At 55.6% G+C, this 19,512-nt stretch carries 17 protein-coding genes; 10 read left to right on the plus strand and 7 right to left on the minus strand.

Features of this window, described 5'->3' with window-relative positions; translation table 11 throughout:
- Positions 1–73: 73 nt before the first annotated feature.
- Positions 74–979, plus strand: coding sequence for an AraC family transcriptional regulator (locus I2B62_RS16715; RefSeq protein ID WP_195270180.1), 906 nt, complete (start codon positions 74–76; stop codon positions 977–979).
- Between the two features lie 43 nt (positions 980–1,022).
- The gene (locus I2B62_RS16720; RefSeq protein ID WP_195270181.1) at positions 1,023–1,484 is read left to right on the plus strand and encodes a hypothetical protein; all 462 of its coding nucleotides are present in this window, start codon (positions 1,023–1,025) and stop codon (positions 1,482–1,484) included.
- 95 nt (positions 1,485–1,579) lie between these two features.
- On the opposite strand, the gene I2B62_RS16725 is transcribed toward I2B62_RS16720, so the two are convergent.
- The 3 genes from I2B62_RS16725 to I2B62_RS16735 form a co-directional block, all read right to left on the minus strand.
- Positions 1,580–4,825 (minus strand): S8 family serine peptidase, encoded by a 3,246-nt coding sequence (locus tag I2B62_RS16725; RefSeq protein ID WP_195270182.1) that lies wholly within the window; start codon positions 4,823–4,825, stop codon positions 1,580–1,582.
- Between the two features lie 126 nt (positions 4,826–4,951).
- Positions 4,952–6,316: a transglutaminase domain-containing protein gene (locus I2B62_RS16730; protein ID WP_195270183.1), complete on the minus strand. Its 1,365-nt coding sequence runs from the start codon at positions 6,314–6,316 to the stop codon at positions 4,952–4,954.
- A 28-nt stretch (positions 6,317–6,344) separates the two neighbouring features.
- A complete protein-coding gene (locus tag I2B62_RS16735; RefSeq protein ID WP_195270184.1) occupies positions 6,345–7,799 on the minus strand; it encodes an aminoacyl-histidine dipeptidase in 1,455 nt (484 codons plus the stop codon).
- Positions 7,800–8,008: 209 nt separating this feature from the next.
- Here I2B62_RS16735 and I2B62_RS16740 point away from each other — a divergent pair, with 209 nt between their 5' ends.
- The 4 genes from I2B62_RS16740 (at position 8,009) to mnmA (ending at position 11,521) form a co-directional block, all read left to right on the plus strand.
- The gene (locus I2B62_RS16740) at positions 8,009–8,449 is read left to right on the plus strand and encodes a C-GCAxxG-C-C family protein (protein WP_195270185.1); all 441 of its coding nucleotides are present in this window, start codon (positions 8,009–8,011) and stop codon (positions 8,447–8,449) included.
- Between the two features lie 18 nt (positions 8,450–8,467).
- Positions 8,468–9,082 carry a DUF308 domain-containing protein gene (locus I2B62_RS16745; RefSeq protein ID WP_195270186.1) on the plus strand — a complete coding sequence of 205 codons (615 nt, stop codon included), beginning with the start codon at positions 8,468–8,470 and terminating at the stop codon, positions 9,080–9,082.
- A 133-nt stretch (positions 9,083–9,215) separates the two neighbouring features.
- A complete protein-coding gene (locus I2B62_RS16750) occupies positions 9,216–10,403 on the plus strand; it encodes an FprA family A-type flavoprotein (RefSeq protein ID WP_195270187.1) in 1,188 nt (395 codons plus the stop codon).
- A gap of 38 nt (positions 10,404–10,441) precedes the next feature.
- Positions 10,442–11,521, plus strand: a complete 1,080-nt coding sequence (gene mnmA / locus I2B62_RS16755; protein ID WP_195270188.1) for a tRNA 2-thiouridine(34) synthase MnmA — start codon at positions 10,442–10,444, stop codon at positions 11,519–11,521.
- A 38-nt stretch (positions 11,522–11,559) separates the two neighbouring features.
- On the opposite strand, the gene I2B62_RS16760 is transcribed toward mnmA, so the two are convergent.
- From I2B62_RS16760 to thrC, 4 genes are read right to left on the minus strand one after another with little or no spacing between them, the layout of a single operon-like run.
- Entirely contained in the window at positions 11,560–11,934 is a 375-nt protein-coding gene (locus I2B62_RS16760; RefSeq protein ID WP_195270189.1) for a DUF1622 domain-containing protein, read from the minus strand.
- Positions 11,935–11,936: 2 nt separating this feature from the next.
- Positions 11,937–12,371: an ACT domain-containing protein gene (locus I2B62_RS16765; protein ID WP_058693796.1), complete on the minus strand. Its 435-nt coding sequence runs from the start codon at positions 12,369–12,371 to the stop codon at positions 11,937–11,939.
- Positions 12,372–12,381: 10 nt separating this feature from the next.
- Complete coding sequence (thrB, locus tag I2B62_RS16770) at positions 12,382–13,275, minus strand: homoserine kinase (protein ID WP_195270190.1); 894 nt, start codon at positions 13,273–13,275, stop codon at positions 12,382–12,384.
- Between the two features lie 15 nt (positions 13,276–13,290).
- Positions 13,291–14,793, minus strand: a complete 1,503-nt coding sequence (gene thrC, locus I2B62_RS16775; RefSeq protein WP_195270191.1) for a threonine synthase — start codon at positions 14,791–14,793, stop codon at positions 13,291–13,293.
- Positions 14,794–14,900: 107 nt separating this feature from the next.
- On the opposite strand from thrC, the gene I2B62_RS16780 reads away from it, so the two are divergent.
- From I2B62_RS16780 to I2B62_RS16795, 4 genes are all read left to right on the plus strand, one after another.
- A complete protein-coding gene (locus I2B62_RS16780) occupies positions 14,901–16,145 on the plus strand; it encodes a homoserine dehydrogenase (RefSeq protein ID WP_195270192.1) in 1,245 nt (414 codons plus the stop codon).
- A 32-nt stretch (positions 16,146–16,177) separates the two neighbouring features.
- Positions 16,178–17,386, plus strand: coding sequence for an aspartate kinase (locus I2B62_RS16785; RefSeq protein ID WP_195270193.1), 1,209 nt, complete (start codon positions 16,178–16,180; stop codon positions 17,384–17,386).
- Positions 17,387–17,497: 111 nt separating this feature from the next.
- Positions 17,498–17,911: a hypothetical protein gene (locus tag I2B62_RS16790; RefSeq protein WP_195270194.1), complete on the plus strand. Its 414-nt coding sequence runs from the start codon at positions 17,498–17,500 to the stop codon at positions 17,909–17,911.
- Positions 17,912–18,033: 122 nt separating this feature from the next.
- Positions 18,034–19,458, plus strand: coding sequence for a hypothetical protein (locus tag I2B62_RS16795; protein ID WP_195270195.1), 1,425 nt, complete (start codon positions 18,034–18,036; stop codon positions 19,456–19,458).
- The last annotated feature ends 54 nt before the right edge of the window (positions 19,459–19,512 follow it).

Genomic DNA, 19,512 nt, shown 5'->3' on the forward strand with positions numbered 1-19,512 from the left:
CAGACAAAGGGCAGAGGGCGTCAAGCGCGCCCTGCCCGGATCGGGTATCCTTTAGATAAAGGAGGTGCGCACAATGCACGCATGGGAAGCGATCCAGAGCACTCTGGATTATATTGAGACACATATGGACGAAACAATCAGGATTGAAGCGCTGGCGCAGCGGGCGGCCTTATCGCCCTTTTACTACCAGCGGTTGTTCTCCCGGCTGGTCAAAAAGCCGGTGCGGGAGTACATAAGACTGCGGCGTCTGGCACGGGCCAGCACCATGCTGAGGGAGGGGGATGTCCGTATTCTGGACATTGCCCTGGACTGCGGCTTTGGCAGCCACGAGGGCTTTACCCGGGCCTTCCGGGACGCCTTTGGCCTGACTCCGGCCCAGTACCGGGAGCGCCCCGTGGCCCTGAACCAGTTTGACAAGCCGGACCTGCTGTTAAATTACGTGCTGGTCGACGAGGGGGTGCCCCTCATCAGCGAGGGACTGGTGCTGGAAATGAACCGCCGGGCGTTAAGGGAGCCCATCCGGTTTATGGGCATCAGCGGTTACGTGCCCATCGACGGCCAGATGCCCCTGGGCGAGGCCACCGGCGTGGACATTCCCGGGCAGATCTGGGAGCGGTTCCACTGCCAGAAGCACCGGATCCCGCGGGTGCCGGACAGCCGGGAGGTGGGCGTGGCCTATATGGGAGACGCGCCCGGGGGCTGCTTTACCTATTTTACCGGGGCCGAGGTGGCGCCCGGTGCCGAGGATGACGGATTTACGGCCTGGGAGCTGCCGGCCCGGGAGTACGTGGTCTGCGGCTTTGAGGCCGAGAGCTTTGAGGAGCTGGTCACCGCCGCCCTCAACAAGGCGGTCAAATACAGCGCCCAGTGGCTTGAGCAAAAGGGCCTGGTCATGGCGGCCTACTCGCCGGAGCTCTATTATCAGCGGGATCAGGCCGTGCCCTACATGGAGCTGTGGATGCCCGCGAACAAAGGCTAAGGAACGTACCGAAAACAATGGATAACAATGGAGGAATCAGCCTATGAAGGGTTTTATTGAAGCACTGGTAAGCGAAGGAAAAAACAAGGCGCTGCCTGAGGCCTATGATTATTTTGGAAAGCTGGTTGGCAGCTGGGAAATAGACTATGTTGACAACGGCAGTGGCCGTGTCATAAAAGGCGAGTGGCATTTTTCACGGGTTCTTGAGGGAATGGCCATACAGGACGTTATTGTCCTGCCCGGCTTTGAATACGGCACCACCCTGCGGGTCTACAACCCGGCCACCTGCGCCTGGGACGTGGCGTACTGCTATACGGGAAGAATCATGCGGTTTGAGGCCAGAAAGCAGGATGGCAGGATCGTTCTCACAGGTCTTGAGGATGCGCGCAGAAAATGGGTTTTCGCCGAAATTGAGGACAGCCATTTTCACTGGCAGGATGTGAGCGTAAAAGAGGACGGCGCGTGGCAGGTGAATTTTGATGTATACGCCAAACGGATTGGATAAGCGGCCCGGCGCTCCGGCGTCCGGCCAACACAAAGAGGGACGACCAGCCTGTTGCTGATCGTCCCTCTTTTATTGTCAGATGCTCCTTTATGGCACTAATGAAGCTTTTGTTTTCGGTACAGGAGCAGCCCCGCTGCGCAGGCGGCCAGCAGGACAGCGGCGGCCAGGATAGCCGCGCTGCCGCTCACAAAGCCGGTGGAAGCATTGCCGCCGGCGCCCGGGCTGTCCGGCGTTTCCGGCGTCACCGGATTTACGGGATCAACGGGTTTTTCCGGTTTATCGCCGGGCTGGGCCAGGGTTTTGACACTGCGGTCCACGCTGAACACGCGGTTATTTTCGGCGTAGTTGGTTTCCCCCAAAACGTAGAAGGCGTCCTGATAGGCAGTGCCCACGCCGTTGTAAACCCGGCCGGTGCTCACGATTTTGCCCGTGGGCTCAAAGCCGCCCGCGTCAAACCGCAGGGCGTAGGTGTCGGCCGTGACCTGGCCGCTTCCAGGATCGGTGACCACCGGGCCGGAGAAAAGCATGCCGCCGTCGACCGTTCCCCAGGTCCCGGTGTAGTCCTGGCTCTGGGCCAGCCCCTGGGGCAGGACGTTATCCCGGACCAGGGTGCTCTGGCCGTTTTCGATTTTTTCGAGGCCGTCGACCAGCTCGGCCTTGGTGCCGCCGGCCACGTAAACAGCGCCGTCCCCGGTGTAGGCCACCGCGGGCGCCACACGTCCGGTGGACAGCTCGCCGATTTTCTCGCTGGTCTGGGCGGCGATATCCAGGCGGATAATGGATTTCTGGGAATAGACGTCATTGCCCACTGTGGTCTTGCCGCCAATGAACAGCACCTCGCTGCCGGTGTTGACCAGGGAGGCGTTGAGAACCGGAGCGATCTGGTCTGTGGTAAAGCGGGTCCAGGCGTCGGTATCCGGGTCGTAGACGGCAATACCGGCCTTTTCGTCGTACTCGGTGGCGATGACCAGCCGGCCCTCCCAGGTACAGGCGCTGTTGGCGGACGGGTAGACCGCCGGATCACTGTTCAGCCGGGTCCAGCCGTTGCTTTCGGCAGCGCCCGGGGTGTAGCGCCAGAACTCAAGACTGCCGCTCTGGTTAACGCCCGCGTAATACAGGCTGCCGCCCAGGCCGGTGAGACTGCCGGAGGTGCTGTCGTAAAAGCGGGTGTCATCGGGCAGGGGCAGGCGCTCGTACAGGCTGCTGACCGCGCCCAGCTCAAAGGACTGGTGGCCCGGACCCTTGTCCGAGGTCACCTCAACCCGCTTGAGGCCGGCGGTCATGCCCTCGGGCAGCGCCGCCACAATGCTTTCATCCGATGAGGCGGTCACTGCAGCGGGGACGCCGTCAATGGTGACCGTTGGCGTCTTGCCGAAGAAATACCCGCCGATGGCCAGCTGGTTGTCCCCGGTGGGCACCGCGCTGTTGATGACTGGCACAGTATTCCCGGCCAGCGCCAGGTCGAGCTGGGCCAGGCCTCCGGAGACGCTTTTGCCGGCCTGGCTGTCGATTTTTTTGACACTGCCAATGACACGGGCCGCGGTTTTGGCAGCGTCTTTATCGTCAAAGTGTTTTGCCAGGATGGCGGCCTCCCCGGCAACGGCCGGCGTGGCCATGGAGGTGCCGCTCTTGGATTCGTAGGCAGCGGTTTGATCGCCAAGGGAAAAATTGTCAAAGTAGAGTGTGCCGGGCGTGATAGGGGTATTGTCCAGAAGCTGCCCAGCCGTGTATACCCGCACCTGGAAATGTCCGTAGTCGGTATTGGCCGGCAGGGTGAAGGACGCGCTGGTCCAGCTGTCCACGCTGCCGTAGCAAGGGGTCAGGGCCTCCCACACAGGCTGGTTCTCACTGTCGAGACCGGTGGTCCGGACCTCGATGAAGGTATTGATCAGGTAGAGGCTCTGTTCATTGGTGGGATCGGCCCAGAGCATGTAGGACAGGTAGCGGTAAGGGGTCAGGGATAAATCCTGGGCTTGGCTGACAAGCACCGGAGCGGCCGAGTCGTGGGTGAGCATCAGGCTTTGGCTGCCTTCAAAGGCCCGGGTGCCGGTCAGCTCCGCGGTGCTCCCGGTTCCGGGCTCAAGGTCAACGGTCCAGGTGTCAGCGCCGCCGCCCTCAAAGCCGTTCATGAGCGGGCTTTTGACATAGCGCGGGTCGGCGGTGCCCATGCTGGTGGGAATGGCGGATAAAATCTCGTCGCCGGGAGCGGCCACGTCGGTGGTGATGGCGCCGTAATTGCTGAAGGACGCCAGATCGCCGTTGATGTCCGAGGCGTTGACCGCCACGGCGTAGGGGTTGTCCCGGAGGGTAGAGACGGTCTTGGAGGCGGTGTCGCAGTCTGAGGATTCATTGCCTGAGGCAAAAACGCTCACGACGCCGTCACGGCCCAGGGCGGTAACGGCGCGGTCAATGGCCTGGCCGCCGCTGGGGCCGCCCCAGGAGTTGCTGGTAACCGTGACGTTCACGCCCTGGCGGACTGCGTTCAGCACATAGGAAAAGCCTTTGAGAATGTCTGAGCTCAGCATGCTCCCGCTGTCGTTTCCGATTTTGACGGCCATGATCTGCGCGCCACTGGTAATGCCGCTGATGCCCGTGTGGTTCCAGGAGCCGGCAATCACGCCTGCGCAGTGGGTGCCGTGGCTGTTGTCGTCCATGGGGTCGCGGCTGTCGTAGGGCGCGCCGCTGCTGTTGGCGGCAACGGCGTTGTAGCCGTATTGGCCCCCGCCGAGGGCGGCCTGGAGAGTCTCGTCCGCGGTCCACATCACATCCTTCAGGTCCTCGTGGGTGTAATCCACGCCCGAGTCCAGCACGGCGACCACGGTGCCGCCGGTATCCACCGCCGGGTCTGGCGTACCGTCGCTCTTGTAGCAGTTCCAGCCTTCAACGGCCATGCTGAAGCGGCCGTCTTTGTCATAGGCCCACTGGTCCGGGGTCAGGTCCTTGGTGCCAGAAGCGGCAGCGCGGTCCTCGGTGACGCTGTAGAGATAATTGGGCTCGGCGAAGACGACGGTGTCCAGCTCCCGCAGCGCCTCGATGAGCTCAGCGGTGCTCAGGGTGCCGGAGCGCACCAGCTTCAGGCTTTCGGCGGGCCCGGCGCTGCGGCTGTAGGTGTCTGAGGGGCTGGCTAAAGGCATCAGTTCCTCGGCGCCGGCCAGCAGGGGTGAGACAGCGCTGCGGCTGTAAAGGCCTGCGGGGCTGTCCGTCACGCAGACAATGGCCTCACCCTCAACGTAATCGCCGGTGATGGGCGCCGGGGCTTCCGCGGTCTGGGCCAGAGCAGCGGCGGGCATGCTGCCCAGGGCCAGGAACGCGGTGAGTAACAGGGCAAATAGTTTTTTCATAACTTCCTCCATAGGATAATCGGTATTAAATTTATTATAACACAGATAAACCGTTTTCAAAACAAAAAGCGGTTTGTTTGGATAAAGAAAAAACGCCAGGCCCGGAGGCCGGCGTTTAAGGCGTGGTCAGTCAATGGGAACCATCTCCACGATCACGCGCTCCTCGTCGAAATCATGGAAGGTGAGGCGGCGGTTTTCATATTCGCATTCGCCGCGCTGGTTGTCGTAGGGATCGGCCCGCAGGTAGGTTTTCGGCGGGTCAAAGTCCAGCTGGAACTCGGAGTTGGCCGCCATGCGGAAGGGCTCCAGATTGCCGAAGTAGAAATTCCAGCGGTTTTCAGCGCCGTTTCTGTAGGCGCTGCCCCCAAAGGAGCAGTCGCAGTGCAGCCAGCCGTAGGGCGCGACGTAAAACATGGCCCAGTCGTGGTTGCCGATGCTGGCCGGATTGACGTAAGAGCCGGACTGCCATTTGGCCGGGATACCCGCGCAGCGGCACAGGGTAATGAACAGCAGGGCCTGGATGCCGCAGTCGCCCTTGAGCCCGGTGGCCATGTAGTCCGGGATGTTGACAATGGTCAGGTATTCGCGCACGTAGGAGTAGTGCACCCGGGTGGTGATAAAATCATAAATTTTGCGGGCCTTGATCAGCGGATTGGTTTCGCCGCCGGTCAGCTCCTCGCACAGGGCGCGGATATAGGGTGAGAAGACAATGTGGGGCTGGAGCTCCTGGGTCTCAAAATCCGGCTGCACCGGGTCCACCTTTTCGGGGTCCGGGTTCACGTATTTCGCACGGTTTTCATAGGAATATTCCACGGTAAAGGTGTCGCCCGCTTCCAGGGGTTTTTCAAAATAGACGGTGCGCTGGCCGTAGGTTTCGTCCGCGATCTTCACCGGCTCTGGTGAGATGTCAATGAGCTTGATCTTGCTGATCTGGTCGGCGTTCTGCGGAATGGGCAGGTAAACGCGGATGAGGCTGCCCAGCTCCTCGGCTTCTTTTTTGATCTTAACCCTGTGGCGGATGTGGATGAAGTAGTTCTTTTCACCCTTTTCGATCATCTCGTTGACCGTCTCGTCCAGGATTTCCACAGGGCTTACCTCAATGGTCTTCTGGTCCTCGTCCACCTCGATGTCCTTGTATTTGGGCACGGTTTTGGCAATGCTGGCCACAAACATGTCCTGAAAATGCACGGTGCCGTTCACGTAGATCCAGTCCGCGTAGCCGTCGTCCTTGAGGGTCTCGAGGTCTTCCCTGGTAAAACCAGGCACCTTTTCCTGCATCATTTTCAGAGCCTCGTCGTAGGCGTAGGGGTACTGTATGGGCAGCTCGGCCAGTATGGCCAGCTCCAGCTCCAGCCGTTCGGCCAGGGCCTTTGGAATGGGGCGTTCCAGATACTTTTTGATGAGGCCGGCGGCTTTGTCAAAGTCGCCCCAGGCCTTGAGCAGGGCCACGTCCTCGGGCAGGTTGGTTTTAAGGGCTTGCATGTTGTTCATTTCTTTTCTTCCTCCTTGTGGCAGTAATTTATTTTAAATTTTCCAGAACCTTCAGCAGGTAATCCCAGGTGCGGGCGGTTGAGGAGATGGACAGGCGTTCCTCAGGGGTGTGGATATCGTGCATGTCCGGCCCGATGGAGACAATGTCCAGCTCCGGCAGCTTGGCGGAGATCAGGCCGCATTCCAGCCCGGCGTGGATGGCCTCCACGGCCGGGGTCTTTCCGTACATTTCCTCAAAGGTTTTACACATCATGTCCCGAAGGGCCGATTCCCGGCGGTATTCCCAGGCCGGATAGGAGGACGCCTCGGTGTAGGTGCCGCCCAGGTATTCGGTAAAGGCGCGGACCTTGGCGCTCAGGGCCTCCTTGGCCGTGCCGATGGAGCTGCGCATGGCAAAGCTGACCAGGAAGTCGTCCTCCCGGGTGTACATGATGCCCAGATTCAGCGAGGTTTCCACCAGTCCCTCGATGTCAAGGCTCATGGCCTGGACGCCGTTGGGGATCTGCATGAGCACAAAGACAGCGCGGCGGGCACAGGCTTCGTTAAAAACCATGAAATCGCCCTTTTCCAGGGCTTTCAGGCTCAGGGCAAGCTCGGGGTCCTTGGCGGCGAAATTCTTCTTATAAAAGGCCTCCAGGGCTTCCAGACGCGCTCTTACAGCTGGCTCGTCGTTGGGGTCAATGACAATGGTGGCCGTGGCTTTTTTGGTGATGACGTTGTCCTTGGTGCCGCCGGTCAGGTCGATGATGTCAAAGCTCAGCTCCTGGGCCAGGTCGTTCAGCAGGGTGCCCAGCAGCACACTGGCGTTGGCGCCGAAACGGTTGATCTCCTGGCCGGAGTGGCCGCCGTGCAGGCCCGATACAGCCAGCTCGCAGGAGAGGCCGCTCCGGGCTGTGCGCCTGACGTCAAAGGTGCAGCTGGCGCGGACACCGCCGGCGCAGCCCGCCAGGATAATGCCCTCGTCCTCGGAATCGAGGTTGATCATATAAGCCGCGTCGCTGACAGGCGCCAGGTCGATGGCGTGCGCACCCTCCATGCCCACCTCCTCCTCGGTGGTAAAGATCACATAAAGCTTGGGGTGGGACAGGGTGTTATCGTCCAGCAGGGCCAGGCCGTAGGCCACGGCGATGCCGTCGTCGCCGCCCAGGGTGGTGCCGTCCGCGGTGATCCAGTCGCCGTCGATCATGAGCGAAAGCGGATCGGTTTTAAAGTCGTGGTCTGAGCCGTCTGCCTTTTCACAGACCATATCCAGATGACCCTGCAGGATCACGGGTTTGGCGTTTTCATAGCCTTCGCTGGCTTCTTTTATGATGATGACGTTATTGGCCTCGTCCTGATGGCAGGCCAGTCCCCGTTCTTCGGCGAAACGGACACAGTAATCCGAGATGCGCTTGGTGTCAAAGGAGCCGTGGGGAATTTCACAGATTTCTTCAAAATAGTGAAAGACCGGCTGGGGCTCCAGATTGCTTAATATTTTATCCATAATGGACCTCCTCATAAGTAAATTGATGTGGTGTGTTGTTTTTATCTCCGTACAAGAATATATCATACACCATTTAACCAGTTAAGTAAAGGTGGGGCCAGGGCGGAGCAATACTAAAAATATTCGAATATATTAATTAAGTAGTGGCGTTTTTGGGTAGAACCATATATAATTAAATCAAGTTGATTTAATATAAAGGAGAGAGTAAAATGTCAATTAACTATGTGGATGTTTACAACGCTTACGGCAGCGACCAGCCGGCGGACAAAAGAGAACAGTATCATATGAACTGTGCAGAGGTTCTGCTGCGCACCGGGAATTCGGAATATGAGCTTAACCTGCCCGAGGAAGCCTTTAGAATGATGCAGGGCTTCGGCGGCGGCTTTAACTCCGGCCGTACCTGCGGCGCGTTCTGCGGCGCTCTGGCCACCTTAAGCGCCATGTACGGCGAGGAGCGTCCCAGCACTCAGGACAAAGCCAAGAAGGCCTCTAAGCTTTTAGTCGAAGAATTTGAAAAGGAATTTGGCAGTCTGGATTGCAGCTACATCAAGGAACACCACCGCGATGAGGTAAAAGCCTGCGATCCTGTAAAACAACGTGCAGCCGATGTTCTGGCGCGTGTCGTTGAAAAAATGAACGCGGAGGAATAGAGGCGGAAAGGAAACAGCGTGAATAAAGAAAACATGAGAGTGAAGGGCATCGAGCTTCTGGACCGCGCCTACGGCAAGTGGTGGATGATGCTGCTCGAGGGCATCTGTCTGGTGGTCATCTGCGGGATGACACTTTTTGTGCCCGATGTCACCTTATCCTTCCTCGTGATGGTCATCGGGATTTACCGTGTGGCCATGGGGGTTTTCTACCTGATTGTCGGCATCGCCAACCGGGTAGAGTACGGCGTCAGCAACGGCTTCAGCTTTGGGCGGGGCATTGTCGATATTTTAGTGGGGGCGGCCTTTTTGCTCTGGCCCACCACCATCATATCCTTCTTTGTCGTGCTTGTGGGCATCTGGGCCATCATCACCGGCATTGTGCTGCTGGTTATGGGCGGAAGCTCCCTGGGCGTCGGCCGGGCGGTGAAAATCGTGCTCGGCGTGCTTCTGATCATTTTTGGTATTTTTACGTTTATGAACCCTGTGGGACAGGCAGTGTTCTTCATTGTCTTTCTTGGAATTGTGCTGGGGATTCTTGGGTTTTTCTTTATCATTCAGTCTTTTGGTATGAGAAAAAGCTACAAAGAGCTGAAAAAACTGAATGAGGGCTTCAAAGATTACGACGTACACTAATTGAAAAGGTTGTACCTCTTTTTTACCCTTGAAACCATATAGAAATAAGGTTAAACTTAACCTAACAACTGTGTATCTTTAAGACATCAGGGTAAGATGAAACTATAAGATTAAAGTGCAAAGGAGAAATCAAGTGAAAACAGTACAAATTAAAAACGATATTTACTGGGTCGGCGTCAACGACCATGAAACCTACCTGTTCGAGGGCATGTGGCCCATCGACCAGGACGGCGTGGCCTACAACGCTTATATCATCAACGACGACAAGGTCGCTGTTGTGGATACGGTAAAGTCCTTTAAGCAGGGCGAATATATTGAAAAGATCCGGTCCATCATCGGTGACAAGAAGGTCGATTACCTCATCGTCAACCATATGGAGCCCGACCATTCCAGCTCCATCGCGGACCTGCTGGCCGTCTATCCGGACATGCAGATCATCGGCAATAAGAAGACCTTCCCGATCATGAAGAACTTTTACAACATCGATCAGAACATCATGGAAGTCGCCGACGGCGACACCCTGGACCTGGGCCATCACGAGCTGCAGTTCTACATGACTCCGATGGTCCACTGGCCGGAATCCATGGTCACCTACGACGCAACCGACAAGGTCCTGTTCTCAATGGACGTGTTCGGCAGCTTCGGCAGCACCGACGGCAGCATCTTTGACGATGAAAATGACGTGGCCTCCTACGAGGATAATACCAGACGCTACTACGCCTGCATTGTGGGCAAGGTCAGCGGACAGGCCCAGAAGGCCCTGCAGAAGCTCGGACCACTGGACATCCAGACCATCTGCCCGTCACACGGCCTCATCTGGAGAAGCAACCCGGGCTATATTGTGGACTTCTACGACCGCATGAGCCGCTACCAGACCGAGGAGGGCGTTGTCATCGCCTATGGCACCATGTACGGCAATACCCTGCACTCCGCAGAGCTGCTGGCAGGCTACCTGAAGGACGCCGGGGTCAAGACCGTTAAATTATTCGATGTTTCCAAAACCGATATTTCCTACATTGTCAGCGACATGTGGAAGTACACAGGCCTTATTCTGGGTGCGCCGGCCTATTATGGCCGCATTTTCCCGAAAATGGCCAACCTGTTATACAAGGTGGAAGAAATTGGCGTAAAGAACCACAAGCTGGGCTTCTTTACAGATTTTAGCTGGAGCAACGGGGCAGACCGTTACTTCGACGCGTTTATCGAAAAGGCAAAGGCCGATGTGGTTGGCGATATGGTCAACATACAGGGCCTGGCAGACGCCGAAGACGAAGCGAAGCTCAAGGCATTGGCAGATGCCATGGCCGCCGCCATCAAATAAGACGTTCGCCGGCCTGACCGCACTGGGAGGAGGAAAAAATGAAAATCGTAGTAGGTATGTCCGGCGGGGTAGACTCTTCCGTCGCGGCCCTGCTTTTAAAGCAGCAAGGATATGACGTCATTGGCGTTTTTATGAAAAACTGGGAGGAAAAGGACGAGAACGGGGTCTGTACCGCCACCGAGGACTATGAAGACGTCCAGCGCGTGTGCGAGACCATTGATATTCCCTATTACACGGTGAACTTCACCAGGGAATATTACGATCACGTTTTCGCTTATTTTCTCGATGAATATAAAAAAGGCCGCACTCCGAATCCCGATGTCCTGTGCAATAAAGAGATTAAATTCAAACGCTTTTTAGACTACGCCCTGGGTGTGGTCGGCGGCGACGTGCTCGCCACCGGCCACTATGCCCAGAAGGATGTGCATGAGGGGAAATTCCGCCTGATCCGGGCCTTTGACCACAATAAGGACCAGACCTATTTCCTCTGCCAGCTCGGCCAGCGCCAGCTGGAAAATGTGATGTTTCCCATCGGGCACCTGGACAAAAAGGAAGTCCGTGAGATCGCGGAAAAGAACAACCTCATCACCGCGGACAAGAAGGACAGCACGGGCATCTGCTTTATCGGGGAACGCAATTTCACCCAGTTCCTGAGCCAGTATCTGCCCGCCCAGCCCGGAGAAATCCGGGACCTCGACGGCAATGTCAAGGGACGGCACGAGGGCCTCATGTACTACACGCTGGGCCAGCGCCGCGGCCTGGGCATCGGCGGACAGGGCACAGGCGAGCCCTGGTTTGTGGTTGAAAAGGACCTGGGCGACAACGTGCTCTACGTGGTGCAGGGTGAAAAGCACCCGGCCCTGTATTCAAGGTCTCTGGAGGCCACAGACACCAGCTGGGTCGCCGGGGAGGCTCCGGCAGGGGAATTTGCCTGCACGGCCAAGTTCCGCTACCGCCAGCCCGACCAGGGCGTCCACGTCACCGTCAAAGCCGACGGCGGACTCCATGTCGATTTCGACAAGGACCAGAAAGCCGTCACCCCGGGCCAGGAGGTCGTCCTCTACGACGGCCAGGTATGCCTGGGCGGTGCGACCATTGACAGCATTGAAAAAATCTAGTTAGATAAAATATCTGGTAAAAAAACAGCGGAGAGTGCCTACTCTCCGCTGTTTTTATTTTGGTCATGCCCTTGTTCTTCGACCATCCGGTCCTTGTGCACCTCCGACTCCTCATTCTTGATTTCCCAGTGAATCAGGGCGGTCAGGGCGGCCCGCAGCAGAATAATCCCGCCGACGATGATGAGCTCGCTGGCCTGGCGGACAATGACGGTCCTCAGGATCTCACTGCCAAGCTTAAACTCCAGTGCCATGGCCATGCCCTTGGCCAGGTCCAGGCGGGTGGAGGGCCTGCGGCGGATAAAGCCCCAGATGCCCTTGATGCCGGACCAGATCAGTACGCCCACGCCCACGTACTCAAAGAACAGGATCGCGTACTGGACAATGGTGTTGAGAACTTCTTCCAGAATTTCCATGGCTATTCCATTGCCACCAGATTGACATTGTGGACGCCGCTCAGCACCACCAGGTCGCCCACCAGGTCCTCAATGCTTCCCAAAAGGTCCTTGCCGTCCAGGGTCAGAATGACAACTGCGGCATGGTTGATGGGAATGTCCTGATGGATGGTGATAATACTGGTCTTGTGCTCGCGCAGGATGTTGAGCACATTGGACAGGATACCAGGCTCATCGTCGAGGATCATGGAAATAGTGAATTTCCGTCCGAAATCCTCCGAGGGCTTAAAGATATAATCCTTGTACTTGTAGTAGGTGCTCCGGCTGATGCCAACGCGCTTTACCGCGTCACTGACGGATTTGCACTGGGAGGATTCCAGCAGAATGCGGGCTTCCACCACCTTGCTGTAATACTCCGGCAGTATCTTTTTACTGACAATCAGATAATCACGTATCATAGGCTCCTCCTTAAGAGTGCTGATCGGTACAAACGCCGGTGTTGTCCGGCTCCAGTTTGAGCAGGGTCCATCCCGGCAGCTTATCCTTCAAATACTTACCCATTTTTTCATAAAACTGGTCATTGTCTCTGGTGGTGATGGCCAGAATGGTGGGGCCGGCACCGCTGATGCAGGTGTTAAGCGCCCCCAGGGTCTGCGCTTTTTGGGCCACCTCATCGTAATGGGCGATAAGGCCCTGACGGTAAGGCTGGTGCAGTTTATCCTCGACGCTGACCTTCAGGATATCCGGCCGCCCCTCAGACAGGGCGAGGTAGGTCATGGTCGCGCGGGACACGTTGAACACCGCGTCCTTATGGAATACTTTTTTTGGCAGGGCCCTGCGGGCCTCCATGGTGGACAGGGTAAAGTCCGGGATAATGCCGTAGAACTCAAAGCATTTGGAAACCTCGTTTTTGATATAGTGGTTTTCTTCCTTGAGCCCAAGGGAGACCACCAGGCCGCCGAACATGGCCGGGGCCACGTTGTCGGGGTGGCCCTCCATCTCGACTGCCATGTCAAAGAGCTCCTTGCCTGTCAGGGGAGCGCCGCAGAGGGTGTTGGCCCCCACCAGGCCGCCGACAATGCAGGCGGCAGAGCTGCCCAGGCCGCGGCTTACAGGGATGTTGACATCGGTGTAAATGTAAATGCCCTTCGGACGGTAATGGACATGGTTAAAGACCTTGAGCATGGCCTTGTAGACCAGATTGGACTTACCCTGGTAGCGCCGTTCGACGCCGCGGATGGTAAGCTTGCCGTTGTCCCTTTCCTCAAAGCTGAAAATATTATATAACTGAAAAGCCATACCGAAGGCATCAAAGCCAGGTCCGATATTGGCTGTTGTTGCGGGTACGCGTACTTTTATCATGAGTGGTTCACGCTCCTATTTCTCTAAAAATGCTGTGATACAGCCGGCCATTTCTTCCGGGCTGCATACCTTATCGTGTCGGTTTTCCTTCTGATCCAGATCCCTCAGCGGAGCGGGGATTTCCGTTTCGGTCCGGGCGGCCAGCTCCTTGAGCACCGCGTAATCGTCCATGCCCTCGGGCACCTCGCCGAAGATGCTTTCGTACACACTGCGGCCAAATTTGTAGGGGCTGGCAGTGGAGAGAATGATGGTCGGGGTTTCAACATCACCTGTGTCCTCGCGGTATTCGCTGTAGACCTTGCTGGCCACAGCGGTGTGCGGGTCCATGAGATAGTGCTCGTATTCAAACATGCGTTTTATGGCGCCGGCGGTTTCGTCCTCATTGGCGCAGCCAGCGTAGAAAACGTGGTCGTCGCCCAGGAAAAGCAGCTGGCGGTCCATCTCATAGGCGCCGTCGGCGCTCAGCTTATTCATCAGGTCTGTGATCATCTCACTGTTTTCGCCAGTAACGTCGTAGAGCAGGCGTTCCAGATTGCTGGAGATCAGAATGTCCATGGACGGGGACATGGTCTTGTAGAAATCGCGGTTGCGGTCATACTTGCCGGTATTGAAGAAATCGGTCAGGATGTTGTTTTTATTGGACGCGCAGATCAGGCGGCTGACCGGCAGGCCGATGGCGCGGGCATAGTAGCCGGCCAGAATATTTCCGAAGTTGCCGGTCGGCACCACAAAGTTGACAGCCTCGCCCAGGTCGATGACCGCCTTCTTATAAAGCTGCATGTAGCTGTAAAAATAGTAGACGATCTGGGGCAGCAGGCGCCCGATATTGATGGAATTGGCCGAGGAGAAGACATAGCCCTGTTCACGCAGCTCCTCGATCAGGCCGCTGTTATTCAGAATTTCCTTGACGCCGTTCTGGGTATCGTCAAAGTTTCCGGCCACGCCGATGACGCAGGTGTTGTCACCGTCCTGGGTCAGCATCTGTTTTTCCTGAATGGTGCTGACGCCGTCCTTTGGATAGTAGACCACAATATTGATGTGCGGCACCTTGGCAAAGCCCTCGAGGGCCGCCTTTCCGGTGTCGCCGGAGGTGGCGGTTAAAATGACGATGTCCTTGCTGATGTCGGCGTTTTTCATGGCAGTGGTCATCAGGTAGGGTAAAATGGTCAGGGCCATGTCCTTGAACGCGCAGGTAGGGCCGTGGTACAGCTCAAGAAAATAACGGTCATCGACTTTTTTGAGGGAAACGGGTTCCTCATTTTCAAATTTTCCGGTATAATAGGCATTGTGGATGCAGTCCTTAATCTGTTCCTCACTGAAGTCGTCCAGAAAATGCTTGAAAATCTCAAAAGCCACTTCTCCGTAGGTTGCATCCTTCAGGGCGGTCAGGTCAATTTTTATGTCATGGATGAATGAAGGGACGAATAAGCCGCCATCCTTGGCGATTCCTTTGATAATTCCTTCCGACGCGGACACGTTCGTTTCGCCTCCGCGTGTGCTGACATATTTTTCTTTCATAGTTCCTCCAAAATTTTTATTGAATATCCTTAATATATATGATAGAATGTTTTCGAGATAAAAACAAGTGTTTTTTTAATGAATACATTTACAGAGGTGAAAATCATTTGAATATTGGATTATTGGGGTTTGGAACCATCGGAACCGGTGTCTACGAGCTCATCAATTTAAACAAGGGACGGTTCGCCAAGAACCTGGACGAAAAGGTTGTGATCACCAAAATTCTGGATAAGGATCCCAACAAGCAGGTAGCCGGAGAGGACAAGGTGGCCCGCGTGGTCACCAACCCGGACGACATCATGGACGATCCGGATATCGAGATTGTCATCGCACTTCTCGGCGGTATGGATTTTGAGTATGGCCTGATCAAGCGGGCGCTGCAGAGCGGCAAGCATGTGGTAACCGCCAACAAGGCTGTTATCTCCGAATACTTCGAGGAGCTGCTGACCATCGCGGCGGAAAACAATGTGATTCTGCGCTACGAAGCCAGTGTCGGCGGCGGGATTCCCATCATTGGCTCTTTAAAGGAAGAGTTGAAGATCAACCGTGTCAATGAAATCAAGGGCATTCTCAACGGCACCACCAATTTCATTCTGTCCAAGATGACCGAGGAAGGCGCGGATTTTGCAGATACCCTGAAGCTGGCCCAGAGCATCGGCTTCGCAGAGGCCGACCCGACAGCGGATATTGAAGGCTACGATGTCTCCAGAAAGCTGGCGATTCTGTCCTCTTTGGCCTACGGCGGTATCATTAAGGATGAGGATGTGCGCAAACGCGGCCTGTCCGACGTGCGTGCAGTGGACATCGAGATGGCCGGCGATTACGGCTATGTCATCAAGTATCTGGGCCACTCCCGGTTAGAGGAAGGGAACCAGGTCTACACCACCGTGGAACCGGTGATGTTCAAGGAAGCCTCCATCATGAGTAATGTTAACTCCGAGTTTAACATCATCTCCATTGTGGGCGATATTATCGGCGAGCTTCAGTTCTACGGCAAGGGCGCAGGCAAGGACGCCACCGCCAACGCGGTGGTGGGCGACGCCCTTTACATCATCAACTGTATTAAGGATAATAACTTCCCAAAACCACTGGTTTTCAGAAAGCAGCTGGAAAAAAAAGGCGTGGGCGCCTTCAAGGGCAAATATTACCTGCGTGTGGACATTGACAGCCATGAGACCTTCGAGCATGCCTTAAACGCTGTGGACGAGGTCTGCGCACGCAAAAACATCATTGTCAGCGACAACCGGTTATTCTTCATGACAGAGCCGGTGGCGGCCGATGTCTTTGACGCCATGGTTGACAAAATCAAGGAAAAACAGAGCGAGTGCTTCTACGCGCGCATCTATGAATAAATAAAAGAGAACATTGTTAAAGAGGAGTATTTATGGAAGATTTAATTGTGCAGAAGTACGGCGGTACCAGCGTCGGCACGGTTGAAAAAATCAAACGCGTCGCGCGGCGGATCGTGGAAACCAAAAACGCCGGCAACAGGGTGGTTGTGGTGGTCTCTGCCATGGGCAAAACCACCGATGAGCTGGTGGACCTGGCCATGGCCATTAACCCGAACCCGCCGAGCCGTGAGATGGACGTGCTGCTGGCCACGGGCGAGCAGGTATCCATTTCCCTTTTAGCCATGGCCATTCAGACCATTGGCCATGACGTGGTGTCCCTGACCGGCGCTCAGTGCGGCATCCAGACGTCGGATGTGCACAAGCGTGCCCGCATCAGCGGTATCGACACGGCCCGCATCGAGAGAGAGCTGGCCGATGAGAAAATCGTCATCGTGGCCGGCTTCCAGGGAGTGGACGAAAACCGCGATATCACGACCCTGGGCCGCGGCGGCTCAGATACCAGTGCGGTGGCAGTGGCGGCGGCCCTGGAGGCAAAATGCTGCGAAATTTACACCGATGTGGACGGGGTCTACAACGCCGACCCGCGTGTTGTGCCCACAGCCACCAAAATGGACGAGGTCTCCTATCAGGAGGTTCTGGAAATGGCCAGCCTCGGTGCAGGCGTTTTGCACCCGCGCTCTGTGGAGCTTGCCGAAAAATTCAAGATGCCGCTCATCGTAAGATCGAGCTATAATAATAACGAAGGAACGATTATCAAGGAGGATGTTAAAATGGAAAAAGTGTTAGTCAGAGGAATCGCGTTAGACGAAAATATCGCTAAAATATCAATTTTTGAAGTACCAGACCAGCCGGGGATTGCCTTCAAGCTGTTCAGCATGCTGGCCTCTGCCAATATTCACGTCGACATGATCGTGCAGAACGTCAACCGCACCGCGGTCAACGATATCTCATTCACCGTGGACGCCGACGAGCTTCAGGAAGCCGTAGAGGTATCCCAGAAATTCGCCTTTGAGGTGGAAGCCCAGAAGGTTGCTTTTGACAAGGGCGTTGCCAAGCTGTCCGTTGTGGGAACCGGCATTGTCGCCAATGCGGAAATCGCCTCTAAATTCTTTGAAGCCCTCTTTGAACTGGGCATCAACATTCAGACCATCAGCACCTCTGAAATCAAGATTTCCTGTCTCATTGATAAGGAACGCGCCAAGGAAGCTATGATCCATATTCATAAAAAATTCGACATGTAGTAAACTTTACCCGGATCTCCCCCATAGATCCGGGTTTTTTAGCCTCTGGCTTTTCATTATGGAAAATCTGCGCTATAATAAGAGTTAGAAATCGTGCTGAGGAGGGTAAGTATGAAAACAATTCAGGATTTTGCGGCACTGTTAGACGGCAGAGAATACAAAAAGGAAATGACAGAGGATGAAATCATACAGGCCAGAGAACATGGCTTTGTCATTGTCTTTGGCTGCTCCGACGACCGGACGGTTTTTCACGGCGCCATCGAAGAGGAACGCCAGACCGTTGACGGCGGCACTCTTTATATAACGGAAAAAGGCCTTTTCGAGGACTGCCCCTGCAACTGCATCTATTCGCATGAGGCTAAGGCAAAGGCCAGCCCCATCGAGGTAAGATGGTGCAAGGGCCCCTATGTCTGGTCCTACCGAACCGACATTCCCCACGAAAGCTTTGAGATCATCGACAACCAGCCCGCAGAAAACCTCAAGTTCTGCCAGGGCATGGTCTTTGACCTGAAACGGCTGAAATAGGGCGGACACTTTTTAATACTGAAGCGCCGCGTACCGGTATGGCACGCCGCGTTTTTTTATTTGTTTCATTTCAGACTCCTTTGGGTAATCAAAGAATATGATGAAAAAAGGAGAAAATTGAAATGGAAAAAACCATTGGAGACAATCGAAAACTCAGAAACGGCTTTATCGCATATTTTATTGTCCTGATCGCCCTGGGGGCTGTGCTCATTCCCGTGATGCCAGGAGGGCCGCTGCCCCTTGAAATTGCATTTTTGATCCTATTTCCCGGTATTCCCGGCACGGTGGTCTGGTACATTACCAATAATGGCCCCCAAAAGACGCCAAGGCAGTGGATTCAGCACAACTGGTACGGCGTGGTGCTGTCCGCGGTCATTATTCTGACCGCATTGTTTTTACTGCTGCCACAGTTCCGCTATCCCACGGACTATCTGTTCTTTACCCAGACCTTTGATGAGAATATTCCAAGGGCCATCGAGAACGGGCGGGCCTTTGAGGGTGTCCTCCAGAATATTTTTTCAGGCCTGACACCAGAGAGTGCCTGGATGCTCAGAGCCTTTAACGTGGCCTTTCTTGTGCTTTTTGGCCTGCTTCTGGACCAGTGGCGCCGCAGCAAATCCCACAACGACCTGGTGGCTTTTCTGGTAACCACAGTCCTCATGGCCTTCTCAGTGATCACAGATTTCACGGCCTACGCGAGCCTGGTGGCTTTTATTCCGGCCGTCTGCTGTGCCGGCGTGTGTGTTATCCTGTATGACCGTTTTGACAGCGCCCTGGCAGACCGCGACCTCAAAACCGCCTACATCGCGCTGCTGCTGTCCCTGGTCTTTTTACTCGTAACCTTCCTGCTGGCCCAGATTCCCACCATGGTGACCTTTGTGCTGCTGACCGGCTACGTTTATTTTAACCGGGCAGCCCATTCCTCGGTGAAATACGTCGGCTTTTTCGCTTTGCTCTTTGTGTGGGGGACCGCCATTTATTTCGGCATCGCCCAGGCGCTGGCCGGCTCGGCAGAGCGGGTGCTGAACCTGGGACTGGATCCGGTGGGCTCGCTCGGCGAATTCGGCGGCCGCCTGCTGTGGTTCTTCGGCACCGTGGTGCCCGGCTGTTTAAACAAGATCGTCGAAGCCTTTTTTGGCTCAGCGGTCTATTACAAAGACCCCGTCAGTCTGGCGGTAACCCCGTACAACCAGATGGTGGCCGGCATCTTTGTATTCTGCGTCCTGTTTTTCTTTATCCTGTCGCTGGTGACCTATTATAAAACCAGACGTAAGGCGGCAGACCTGGTCCTGCTGCTGCTCTTTGTTCCTCTGGCCTTTATGTATTATCTGGGCCTTCTCCCCACCGATTTCGCTTCCTACGATACCCTGGGCGTCAATGCAGTCATTGTGTTTATCATGGTCTTTGGCATCCGGGATCTGGTCCTTTTGGGGCGGGAGACACCCAGTAAGCTCCAGAAGCGAGTCTACGTTTCCATCATCAGCGTTCTGATCTTTCTGCTGATCCTCAACAGTAATATCTTCGTGGCGCAGTTTATCACAGGCTGAGCCGGTTAAGCCCGTTCTCTGAGTCCTCATGCCCCTTCGTCAACGATTTTTGAT

This window comes from Eubacterium sp. 1001713B170207_170306_E7 (genome assembly GCF_015547515.1).
GTDB lineage: Bacteria > Bacillota > Clostridia > Eubacteriales > Eubacteriaceae > Eubacterium.